Genomic DNA, 12,151 nt, shown 5'->3' with positions numbered 1-12,151 from the left:
TGCGACTTCGGTGAAATCCAAGGGTTGAGAGTTGAATACAAAATATATGAAATTCTATGAAACCCAAACCCCTATACTAACTTCCCTCCCTTTTTTAACTCTATGGGGGTTAAGGTGAAAAGTTTCCATCCATAATTATACTCCCTAAATTCAATTAATGAAAAATATTACTAGGTTTATTTTAGACGGAAAAAATATAGATTAAAAACTTAAGAAATGAGTCGAACTCTATTACAAAAGAATAACTATTATGAGAAGAGCCCCCTCAGGTACACGATCAAGAACAGAAACATAAATCTTAGTTAAATTCAATCGATTTCAAATCTTTTGTTTAATTCCGTTTTTTCCCTTAATGCAAAATTTTCTACGTCTTCTTCACTGAATCTGTTCTTTTCCTTGATTGTAGGCTGGTGTTATTATTAATACCTCTTTCTTTACGTATTCTTGTAGTGTTCTGTATGATATTCCTAGTCTCTTGCATACTTCTTTTAGTCTACATTATTATTATTATTTTCTAGGTTAAAAAAAAGAAGATTTATATACAAAGAATATAAATTTCATTGCATTATCGAAATAGTTTTTAAACGCTATTGTCTAAAGCTTTATTTTCTCTCACACTTTCACTATTTCGTGAATATTGTTCTCAGAATACTTTGGAAAGGTGGAGTAACTAGAGTTGCTTTAGAGGAGGCAAGGCTAATTCCAGCTAAGCTAATAGTTTATAGGCGAGGAGAGACTAAGTACGATTTAACTAACGTGAACGTTGAGGTTTTATTCCAAGGTAAGTCAAAATGGCTTTACACATTTCTAACTTCTATTTACGCTAAGCAGAGAGGTAATGAGGCTACTGTAGACCTTGATAGGATAATTAAGGCTAGAGACTTAATAAAGGGACCGTCACTATTTCATGATCAATTCGCAGGATTAACTGGCTATCTGAGAAAAAGGAAATATGGAGAAGATTACGCTGTATATATCCATGAAACATCATTGGACAATAAAGGAATAAAGTGGGCTTTCCCAAGAGCTTTAGAAAAGAGAATTTTAAAAGAAAGTAAAGTGATAGTGACTAATAGTTATTGGAATAAAAAGATAATGGAGGAAAACGGTTTTCGCTCAGAGGTCGTATACCCCGGCTGTTATCCTAAAGAAAAGATAAACCTTGAGAGAGATAAGATAGTCCTCACTGTATCCTTGTGGGATAAGGGAAGAAAGCCGGAAGTTTATGGAGAAATAGCTAAGAAAATAAAGGGTAAAATGATTATGGCTGGTTCGTGGGTTAATAAAGAAGATTTAGAAGAATTTAAGAGAAAATACCCTGAGGTCATAGTTACTGGGCCTATATCTGAAGAAGAGTTACAGAGAATGTATGATAGGGCAAGCGTTTTTATTAGATTTGGCTTTCATGAGAAAGGACCGGGCTTAGGCGTGTTAGAAGCCATGGCTAGTGGCATGCCAGTAATCGTAAATGACCAGTTGGGAAGTAGAGAGCTAATTAAGGATAACGGTTATGTAGTAAACAACTGGGATGAAAGCGTTGATAGAATAAATGAAATACTTGAAGATGAAAAGGTCAGAATAGAATTTAGTAAAAACTCATGGGAAATTGCCAAATCCTTACATTGGAAAAACCATGCTGAGAAAATAAAGGAATTGATGCAAAAATTACTTTAGTGATTCCCATTATATATGAGGGTTGAATCGACCTCATTCTGATCGGGTTTGTATAACTTGAACACAACTAATATGTTTTATATGAGGGTTGAGAGTTGAATACAAAATATATGAAATTCAATGAGAGACCCAAACCCCTACGATTTTCACACAATGAGATGGTCGAGAGAGAGGGATAAGCGTTAATGGAGAGTCAACCTTGTCTTCAACCTTAGACAAGTTATGAAAAATAGTTAAATTGTTAGAGATGAAACATGTAATGCCTCCTAATACTTGAAAAATAGCATTATCACATAGCACTGAAGGAACAAATGACTATATTCGACAAGTTTTAAAAACTGAAGAAAAACTCATACTATTATGCTATCTAAAATCATCATATTCATGATTATTTTGCTAGAAATATCTTCAGTAGTATCATTAGCAACGACTTACTTTCCCTACGTTCAGTATCCAAAAAACGTACTTATGGGACAGAACTTTACGATAACTTTCGGACTAACATCCAATGTAATTAATTCTACAAACTTTGAATATGTAACATCAGGTACTAAAATAGTGAATATTTCTGGGAATACTGGTTACCAAGGATTTGGAGGATATTGGCTAGTTGATAAAATTAATTTGACTAATGCTAGTGAGTTGATAGTTTCCTTTCAAGGAGAGAGAATTGGTGGTGATAATCCGGGAATAGTACTTTATAGCAATAACTTCAACTTAGAGGATACCTCTGATGGTCAGTCTGGAACTTATGAAATATTAGTTGCATGGAGTGGTATCTTGTGGCTAGATAAATTTAATGGATGGTATTCAGTAATATCAACACTACCTACTTTTTCTTCTGGTAATTACACTGTAATTTTCAAGGATGTAAATTCTTCCGTATGTGTCTACTCTATAACTATTAATTCTTCTTCAACCTACTTAGTAAAATATAACACTGGAATACCTTGGAATAGTATAGGTTATGTTGGAATTAGGACTGATAACGGTATTGTTGTGCCGTTGGAATTTATTGCCACTGTCTTACCGCCTAGAGCAGAATCATCCATTCCTGCTAAGTACGTTGTATACATAAATGATAATGAATATACATCAGGTTATAGTAATGGGAGTTCTTCCATAACTCTTAGAATATTTTTACCTTCTGTCATAAACATAACTTTCCCGCAATATCACTTATACAAAGTAATTACAATAGGTACGACAAAATCTTCAGATATTTATGAAAATTTTCCTATAGTACAGACTGTACTAATTATGATTACAGTAGTTCTCATTGGATTATCTATATGGAAAGAAATATTAAATAAAAGGACTTAAAAATAAAACTATCAAATATATTTTTCGATTACTTTTATACTACTTTTAAATATTATATGACATTTATAAATGGATAGTTCAAGGTTCCATTGTGAATTGTAAAAAGTGATTAATAGTAAAAAATTTTAAGGTAATCTATCATTTACAAGTAATACAAATAAGGGTGTGAGCACGACGTAATACCATGAACACCCTAGATGTACCAAGAGCTGTGCTCACATCCATAATAAATAGTGAAAACTGGTTATTAAACAAAACCCCACAAGAACTTGAAAAACTAGCCCTCAAAGAAGCAGAAGAAACAAGCCCCAAGTACAAAAGAGTAAAAACAATAAAATAAAAAAGAAAAGGCTACCAAAACTACAAATTCCTCGTAGGATTCACAATACAACAAATAGGAAGAACACTCTTGTACAAACCAGAATTCAAAACAGTAAAACTCCCAATACTACTAGACGAAAATGGAAAAAGAATAAAAACAAGAGTAGAACAAGAGTTGTTAAGAGAAGAGAAAATCTTGCTAACCTTATTACTAACAATCTACTCCCTCTTGCCAGGAAAACTAAATCAAAAACTATGGATCCCAGAGGAACAAGAAAAACACGAATACAAGTACTTCATACTTGATGGAAAATACGTGAAACTAAAGGACAAAAAAGCAGTACTCCTAATAGCAATAGGAGTAGATGAGAATGGAAATTGGGGAATAGCAGACACAATGCTAGCAGACTCAGAAAACACGCAAGCTTATTGGAATCTCCTTGTTAGATTTGTGGATAAAATTTGATCTACAATTCATTGTTGCAGATTTACACAAGAGTATTGATAATGCCGTTTTTAGGAGTGGAATAAGAGTGTTTAGGCAACCTTGCTTAGTTCACTTGATATGAGTGAGGAGGAGAGGAAGGAGTTGGATGAGTTGATTTCAACTAAGGTTGTTGATACAAGGTTTAAGGAGGAGTTGATTTCACAAGGTGTTCTCAACTTTACGCATATACTTTTTCACTTATTCCTTCATTGTATTATTATAATTGAGTGAGATTAATATAATTCACAATAAAGACACGAATTTCTCCTTCAGTTGATAATACATACTTTTTTCATCTTACAATTGCCTCCTTTTCATATATTTTTAATGTTTCTTTAGCAGTTTTATCCCATGTAAATTGTTTTGCATATTTTATCATTTCTTTCTCATATTTTTCTTTAAATTCCTTAATCTCTTCGATACTAGGCAATTCATCATTAATCTTTATACAATATTTACATACTTCTTCCGGTATCAATGAATCCTTAAACACAATTACCGGTACTCCTCTAGATTGGGCTTCTAAAATTGGTAAGCCAAATCCCTCCTCTTTAGATGGTAAAAAGAAAGCGTCAAATGAATCGTAAATAGTAATAATATCTTCATCCTTAAATGGACCCTTGATTTTAATTCTTGGATCCTCTATACTTTCTTTCAATATCTTCTTACTTAACTCGTTATCTTCACTATATCCTCCCCAAATTTCAAATTCTGCATCTTCCTCAAATTTTTTGAAAACGCCAATACCTCTAATTAAATTCTTTCTTTCATGATCTACTCTTCCAATATAGCCTATTTTAAACACTTTATTTTTTCTTTTCATCAATGGAGTGGAAAAAAATGTGTCGCTTACTCCTAAATTTACTACATACACTCTCTTGTTATATTTTCTTACCTCTTTAGCTGTTAACGAAGATACTGCTATTATAGCATCAGCATAGGAAATACTTTTAAGTGTACTTTTAGGATAAAAGGAGGTAAGTATACCTTTACTTTCTCTGTATCTCAAAAAGAAAAGATCATGTACTGTAATTACAAATTTCTTTTTTAAGAAAGGAAATAAGGGCTTTGGTTCTAAAAGATGAATAATATCATATTGTCTATAATTTTTGAAATTTAAATTAATTAAAGATTTAACACTATGTAATAAAGAAGAATTATCATATCCTATTGTATCAACTTGTAAGTTCTGACTAAGTTTTTTCTTTAATTCTTGAACATATCTTCCAACCCCTGTTGTATTCGAAATGTTATTCTTTAGCGAACCAATTGATGCTATCAATGCAACTTTCATATTTACTGGTAAATTTTAAAACGTAATTAAATATTTAGCTCTCATGAAGTTAATTCTGGTAACCAGTTTACTTCTGCCGTTAGGGTTAATCCCACTATTAAGGAGTTTTACGAGAAGCGTAAGGGAAAGTTGAGGGGAAAGAAGTAGTTCTTGTTCCTTTACTAGTTTGTCTAGTATTTGTCTTCCTTCTTTGTTGAATGGTTCTATCTTGTATCCTGCTGTTTGTAATGTTTTTCTTATCATGTTTTTTAGTTGTGTTATTCTCTCCTCTAGTTGTTTTCTGTGTCTTTCTAGTTCTCTTAGTTCTCTTTCGTTTTCTTTTGGTATGTATGATGTTTTTATTGCTCCTATTGCGTATGCTAGTGCTAGTCTTTTTGAGTCTAGTTCGTCTGTCTTCTTTCCAAGTATTTCTCTTAATTGTAATGGGTTTACTACTCCTATGTTGTATCCTTTTTGTGTTAGCTTGTCGTATAGGTAGTAGAAGTATACTCCAGTTGCTTCCATTATTCCTTCCTTGTAGTCTCCTAGGAAGTTTATGAGTTGTTGTATTCCTTCGTTGTCGTATTTGAATTCTCTTGTCTCACTTTCTCTCTCTATTAATTGTTCCCCTTGTTGTTCTAGTTTTATTTTTGTCACTACTATTTTTGATTCTCCAACGTCAATTCCAAAGGTTTTTAATTTTATTTGTTGCACGTGTTATATTGTTTTTCCTCTCGTATTAGGTTTTCTATCATAATACTTCTATAGAATATCAGACTATTTTTCACTTGTTTTCCTAGTTATGACTACTTTTTGCTCCTTGTAAAAAAGGTGATATTCTCCTACACGGGGTTTTAACCCCATTTGTTAGATTATTGAGGGGATCGTGAGCCAGCCTTGTATACGGGGTTTTTAGCCCCTACTTTGCTTTTGGCTTATGTTGATTTTTTCTTGAGTGCTTATTTGTTTTTCTGTTATAATACTTGGAGCGTTAACCTTGGTGAATGTCTTGCATGAAAAAACGTAGGAGGAGGGTTGTTGAGGAGTAGTAATTTGGTTGAGTGTTTTAATTCTCTTCTAGAGAGGCGCTTGTTTGGTTGTTTTCATTCTCCTCATAGATTGTTTCAGATTTTGTGGGCTATTGGTTTTTGGTTTAGGGGTTTGAAAAATTTTTCTCATCTTTCTATTTTTATTACAGCCACAGGTTTTCTTCTCATTTCCAATATACTTTTTCACTTATTCCTTCATTGTATTATGATAATTGAGTGAGATTAATATAATTCACAATGAAGACGTGAATCACCCTCTCCATTCTCTCATGAGTTAAACTATTCCTTATCCCAAAAAATTGTACTAATTGTATAATTATAGTCCGCATCAAAAGAACCACATTTTTACCACACTGTTCCACCATACCTCTGGCTAATGCAAGCGAAATTGTAGACTTACCGACGCCACCTTTATGAGGAACAATATCAAATCTTTCAATATATGTACATAAGTATAGCTATTATTAAATATTATAGTTATTTAAATAGATTGAGAGGAAGTATTTGAAAATTCGTTCACTAATCCAATGTAAAGCTTACTAGATTTAAATATATTTGATGGTTTAATACTAAATAATTCCTCCTTAGTTATCGCTGCTGGATCAACTATTGGTAATTGTGCTTCATACGCTTGATACGATTTTGTAATACTTACAGCAGGTATGCCTAATGCAGTAGTAGCTAATCTCATTGCTCCACTTACTTGAGTCTTCTTATTATCATATGCAAATACTACTACGCCGCATTCGCTCAATTCATTCAATAAGTCATTGTATTCCCAGTATCCTATTTTAGCACTTTTAGGAGCAATAACAGATGGTGTTATTTGATTTACTGATACAAGAATTTTAGCTGGTACTGATAGTTTTGATGCAAATGCTTCTACTAAATCAAATCTTTTGAATTTAAAACCAAATCCAAAACTACATATTATTTGTTTGGGATTCACTTTTACATTAGCTGTATTTAAATATTCTATATGGGGGATTACATAATAATTATCTGTATAATGTAGTTCTGTATCATGGACGATAATATGTTTTCCAGTTATACCTGAGTTTCCATGATTATCTAATATATCTGTTTCTGGGTTAAAATTAGTAGCAGTTATACCAGGATGATACTCATAGATTACTGGATAGCCTTTTTTCCTCTCATTTATTAAAACCTCATATCCATTATTTTGAAAATGATATGCTAGCATTTTAGTATATTCTGAGATTCCTTCATGAAAACCATACGTGTCAACAAATAATGAAACACCATCTGTTTGCTTTTTCATATTATCTGGAACGTCTGCTCTCAATCTAGCTATTATTGCTAAAAACGTATAATCTTTTCGATTCCAATGTACTAATTTAGATGTTTGTGATGGAATATTTTTATCTACCTCAAATCCTATTTTTTCCATATAATCCAGTATTTCTCTTATCTCATCCTTACTGAATATATTCCATGGTAAATTAAAAATCTTATACCTCATTGTATTTATTTTAGTTTCATTATAGTCAGTACTCATATAAAGAATCCCATTAGGTCTCAAAAGTCTTTTTGCTTCATTCAAAAATCTCTTTACATCCTCTACCCCATGCGAATGCTCTACTGTACTAATAGAAATGATGGCATCAAAAATATGTGAAGGATAATGAGTATTATACATATTATTTACCATGTACTTTACGTTAGTATATCCAACTTGCTTAATTATATTCTGATTTAAGTCAATACCAATTAAATTCTTAAATCCCTTCTCATATAGGAAAAGAAGTGAATAATCATTAAAAGCACCAGTATTTAAAATATACCCATTCTTATCTAATTTATCAGCTAACTGTAAAACGTTTTGTATATCCCACCCCTTTACTGGATCAGGAATTTTTGGATTATCCTCTCTCTTATCCATAATTATAGTACTCGGAATCTCCATATTTTATTCACATTATTACCATTATAAATGATTGTAGATAAAAAACTTTGCCCTTTACGGTAGTACCTAAAATCACCTCCTTAAAAATAAAAAGAAGTTCCATAACTTTAATCTATTTTGGTATAAATTCATTCTTCATCTCATTTACAAAAATTAAGGCAAGAAAAGCTTGAAATCATAAACCCTCTTAACCTTAAAAAACAAGAACAAAGAGTACAAAAACATAGCTCCTCCTACGATTTTTCACACAATGAGATCATGAAAGTCAAGAGAGGTGTTGAGTGTTAATGAAGATTTAACCTTGTTTTCAGCCTTTAGGAAAGTTATGAAAAATAGTTAGCTTCCGGTATAAAAATCTTTTAGACGAATTTCTCGCATACTCCTCACTACTTATGCAAACTTTAAGGTTGATTTACTAGGCAGTCACTGTAACTCGTCATAAGGCTTATTGTAATAGCAAACAGCCCAAGTAATAACAGCTAGTTTCCTCGCACAAGTTATGACCAACTTCTTTCCCCTCAACTTTCCCTTACGCTTCTCGTAAAACTCCTTAATAGTGGGATTAACCCTAACGGCAGAAGTAAACTGGTTACCAGAATTAACTTCATGAGAGCTAAATATTTAATTACGTTTTAAAATTTACCAGTAAATATGAAAGTTGCATTGATAGCATCAATTGGTTCGCTAAAGAATAACATTTCGAATACAACAGGGGTTGGAAGATATGTTCAAGAATTAAAGAAAAAACTTAGTCAGAACTTACAAGTTGATACAATAGGATATGATAATTCTTCTTTATTACATAGTGTTAAATCTTTAATTAATTTAAATTTCAAAAATTATAGACAATATGATATTATTCATCTTTTAGAACCAAAGCCCTTATTTCCTTTCTTAAAAAAGAAATTTGTAATTACAGTACATGATCTTTTCTTTTTGAGATACAGAGAAAGTAAAGGTATACTTACCTCCTTTTATCCTAAAAGTACACTTAAAAGTATTTCCTATGCTGATGCTATAATAGCAGTATCTTCGTTAACAGCTAAAGAGGTAAGAAAATATAACAAGAGAGTGTATGTAGTAAATTTAGGAGTAAGCGACACATTTTTTTCCACTCCATTGATGAAAAGAAAAAATAAAGTGTTTAAAATAGGCTATATTGGAAGAGTAGATCATGAAAGAAAGAATTTAATTAGAGGTATTGGCGTTTTCAAAAAATTTGAGGAAGATGCAGAATTTGAAATTTGGGGAGGATATAGTGAAGATAACGAGTTAAGTAAGAAGATATTGAAAGAAAGTATAGAGGATCCAAGAATTAAAATCAAGGGTCCATTTAAGGATGAAGATATTATTACTATTTACGATTCATTTGACGCTTTCTTTTTACCATCTAAAGAGGAGGGATTTGGCTTACCAATTTTAGAAGCCCAATCTAGAGGAGTACCGGTAATTGTGTTTAAGGATTCATTGATACCGGAAGAAGTATGTAAATATTGTATAAAGATTAATGATGAATTGCCTAGTATCGAAGAGATTAAGGAATTTAAAGAAAAATATGAGAAAGAAATGATAAAATATGCAAAACAATTTACATGGGATAAAACTGCTAAAGAAACATTAAAAATATATGAAAAGGAGGCAATTGTAAGATGAAAAAAGTATGTATTATCAACTGAAGGAGATTTAAGAACTTTAGGTGGTTTTGCCAATTGTTTTAATTATGAGGTATTCGTTAAGTAATAAATCTTTCTGTCAAAAATTTTGCATACTCATGACTACCGTTGAGCACGAGGACCTCAATTCCTCGTGCTCTCAAGGCAAGGGGAGATCAAGCACTAGGATCAAAAGGCTTATTATGATAACAAACACTCCAAACAATCCTCATATAAAACATATTAGTCGGGTTTAAGTTATACAAACCCGATCAGAATGAGGCCGAAACCACACTTATATGTTGTGGTTACCCCGTGTGGGGTTCCACACTGTTCAAGTACGATTTTTACCATGAGGTGTTTTAATGAGGGGGAGATCACGCTCCACATAGTGTATTTATGCACAAGTTTTTTGCCGATCATCCCCCTCATGCTGGGATTAAATTATACTCCCAGCTTAATATTACTTATATTAAGTATGCAAAAATTTTGTTAGAAAGATTTTTATACCGGAAGCTTAGAGGAGGTCGGCTTGTGCTGATTTTTTGAGTGTTTATTTGTTTTTCTGTCATAATTCTTGGGGTATTAACCTTAGTGAATGTCTTGTGTGAAAAATCTTAGGAGGAGTAAGCAAAGGTTCTCTTCACTCAGTGAGAGAAATAAATGCTAAAAAGTTCTCCTATATCCCGGAAATGGAGTAGATTAGATTTTTTGAATAAGGACGAATTATATAAAAATGTTAGCAAAGCAAAATTATTAATTTATCCTTCATTAGCAGATGGTTTTTCCTTAGTTATTCTGGAGTCATTAGCTGTAGGTACTCCAGTCATTAGTTACAATTTCTTTCCTATTTATTCAGCGTACAAGAATGTTCCAGCAGTGAGGTTTTCTTCATTCAACAATAGTAAGTTCGCAAAAATTGTTTACAGCTCTCTTAATGATGAATTTCAGAATTCAGTAAACGACGAAAGAACACTTAATTTTATCAAAAAGAACATAATTGGGAGAAAGTAGGAGAAAATATTGCTAAGATCATAAAAGAATCTGAATAAATCTTTTAATGATAAAAAGCTTATTTGGTAAAAAGTTAAAAATAACATTTTTTTCTTCCTCACTAAATATTTTGCTCATCTTAAAGAAGAGAATGATAACTAGAACTAAGACAAAATCAAAAAATGGTGGATCTATAAATATTTCGTAAATGAAAATCACAGGAATAAAAGTGAGAATTCCAACTTCTTTCCAGGAGGGATGAAACACGTGACTACTTAACACGTAGTATAACGTAAAAACTGACGAAACAGCAGATGCAATTAGCTGAGATATAGCTCCTCCCATTATACCTATCCTTGGAATAAGTATAAAAGACGTAGTAAGGACAGTAGATGCATTTATAATAGAGAGAATGAGGAATGGTCTCAAACTCTTCTTAAATGCTATCAAAAATCCTGTTAAGATTAGAATAGGTTGAGGAAGAGTAATAGCTAATAAAAGGATTGTCATAGCTTCAATTCCACTCTTATATGCAGGAAATAATGAAGGTAAAAGATAATACGCTATAGGTAAAGAAATTATAGCTATTAAAAACGTCAACAGAGAAGTTACTTTAAATGAAAGCTTAGAAATGCTTAATTCATCCTTACCTAAAGCTTTATAATAAGACGCAGAAGGAAGTAATACTCCAGTTAATCCTCCTAAGATCATGTTAGGTACGTTAGCTATTAATGCAGCAAATTGATAAATTCCTAGATAGTATGATCCTAAAAGATAGGAAGTGGTTACTCTATCTCCTTGGCTAGAGAGAAATCCAGCTGTAGTACTTAAATATAAATTAATTCCTTCTCTGAAAATTTTTTTAAAAATTGTGAATTCAAATGAAAATTTAAATCCTCCTATAGCTCTAATTATTACTAGAGTATTGAAAATAGTTGAAAAAACTCCTCCAGCTGTCCATATTCCTATAAATAGGAAGATATCTTGTCTAATTACTGCAATAATTGAAATAACCCACCTAATTATAAGGAAAGTAATACCAGAGATTGCTCCTTCAGTATACCTATTTAACCCATACATTATACTCCCTGTATAACTGGAAAGAAGATATAGTACAAGATATGGAATTACTAATTTAACGTAAGTAGGAAAAATAAGAAGGACTAAAAATGCTGGTGATATAATCAAAGGTGTTAAGAGTACCGTGCTTATGAATTTTTTATCTATTTCCTTTTTTGCGTACATGTAACTAACTTCTCTAGTGATTAAATTACCGTTAAGTAATGAAAAGAACGATACTGAGATTACTTCTAATAGCTGAATAATTGCTACTTTTCCAAAGAATGATGGATTAGTTATCTTGGCCGTAATGACGAAAAATACTAAAGCGACAATTATGTTAACTGTTGTAACACTTAAGTTCTTTAATGCATTTACTATTGGATTCATTCG

At 31.9% G+C, this 12,151-nt stretch carries 10 protein-coding genes and 2 pseudogenes; 7 read left to right on the top strand and 5 right to left on the bottom strand.

Annotation, left to right across the window (positions count from 1 at the left end):
• The first annotated feature begins 630 nt into the window (after positions 1-630).
• The 5 genes from V6M85_RS08190 (at position 631) to V6M85_RS08170 (ending at position 4,036) form a co-directional block, all read left to right on the top strand.
• Entirely contained in the window at positions 631-1,674 is a 1,044-nt protein-coding gene (locus V6M85_RS08190; protein WP_338598654.1) for a glycosyltransferase family 4 protein, read from the top strand.
• A 360-nt stretch (positions 1,675-2,034) separates the two neighbouring features.
• A complete protein-coding gene (locus V6M85_RS08185) occupies positions 2,035-2,997 on the top strand; it encodes a hypothetical protein (RefSeq protein WP_338598652.1) in 963 nt (320 codons plus the stop codon).
• A 184-nt stretch (positions 2,998-3,181) separates the two neighbouring features.
• Positions 3,182-3,337 carry a hypothetical protein gene (locus tag V6M85_RS08180; protein ID WP_338598650.1) on the top strand — a complete coding sequence of 52 codons (156 nt, stop codon included), beginning with the start codon at positions 3,182-3,184 and terminating at the stop codon, positions 3,335-3,337.
• Positions 3,338-3,406: 69 nt separating this feature from the next.
• Positions 3,407-3,784, top strand: coding sequence for a transposase (locus tag V6M85_RS08175; protein WP_338598648.1), 378 nt, complete (start codon positions 3,407-3,409; stop codon positions 3,782-3,784).
• 99 nt (positions 3,785-3,883) lie between these two features.
• On the top strand, positions 3,884-4,036 hold the full coding sequence (locus tag V6M85_RS08170; protein WP_338598647.1) for a hypothetical protein: 153 nt from the start codon (positions 3,884-3,886) through the stop codon (positions 4,034-4,036).
• A 61-nt stretch (positions 4,037-4,097) separates the two neighbouring features.
• On the opposite strand, the gene V6M85_RS08165 is transcribed toward V6M85_RS08170, so the two are convergent.
• The 4 genes and pseudogenes from V6M85_RS08165 to V6M85_RS08145 all read right to left on the bottom strand — a co-directional run.
• Complete coding sequence (locus tag V6M85_RS08165) at positions 4,098-5,099, bottom strand: glycosyltransferase (protein WP_338598644.1); 1,002 nt, start codon at positions 5,097-5,099, stop codon at positions 4,098-4,100.
• Positions 5,100-5,243: 144 nt separating this feature from the next.
• A pseudogene (locus V6M85_RS08160) lies at positions 5,244-5,741 on the bottom strand (IS110 family transposase); the annotation flags it as partial.
• Positions 5,742-6,608: 867 nt separating this feature from the next.
• Positions 6,609-8,054 carry a methyltransferase domain-containing protein gene (locus V6M85_RS08150; RefSeq protein WP_338598646.1) on the bottom strand — a complete coding sequence of 482 codons (1,446 nt, stop codon included), beginning with the start codon at positions 8,052-8,054 and terminating at the stop codon, positions 6,609-6,611.
• A 423-nt stretch (positions 8,055-8,477) separates the two neighbouring features.
• A pseudogene (locus tag V6M85_RS08145) lies at positions 8,478-8,633 on the bottom strand (IS110 family transposase); the annotation flags it as partial.
• Positions 8,634-8,705: 72 nt separating this feature from the next.
• Between V6M85_RS08145 and V6M85_RS08140 the strand changes: the two are divergent.
• Together V6M85_RS08140 and V6M85_RS08135 are read left to right on the top strand one after the other, a co-directional pair.
• Positions 8,706-9,707: a glycosyltransferase gene (locus V6M85_RS08140; RefSeq protein ID WP_338598644.1), complete on the top strand. Its 1,002-nt coding sequence runs from the start codon at positions 8,706-8,708 to the stop codon at positions 9,705-9,707.
• Between the two features lie 710 nt (positions 9,708-10,417).
• The gene (locus V6M85_RS08135; RefSeq protein ID WP_338598643.1) at positions 10,418-10,720 is read left to right on the top strand and encodes a glycosyltransferase; all 303 of its coding nucleotides are present in this window, start codon (positions 10,418-10,420) and stop codon (positions 10,718-10,720) included.
• Between the two features lie 18 nt (positions 10,721-10,738).
• On the opposite strand, the gene V6M85_RS08130 is transcribed toward V6M85_RS08135, so the two are convergent.
• On the bottom strand, positions 10,739-12,148 hold the full coding sequence (locus tag V6M85_RS08130) for a lipopolysaccharide biosynthesis protein (RefSeq protein ID WP_338598642.1): 1,410 nt from the start codon (positions 12,146-12,148) through the stop codon (positions 10,739-10,741).
• Positions 12,149-12,151: the final 3 nt, after the last annotated feature.

It is taken from the genome of Sulfolobus tengchongensis, assembly GCF_036967215.1.
GTDB lineage: Archaea > Thermoproteota > Thermoprotei_A > Sulfolobales > Sulfolobaceae > Saccharolobus > Saccharolobus tengchongensis_A.
This window is presented reverse-complemented; position numbering and strand designations above follow the sequence as displayed.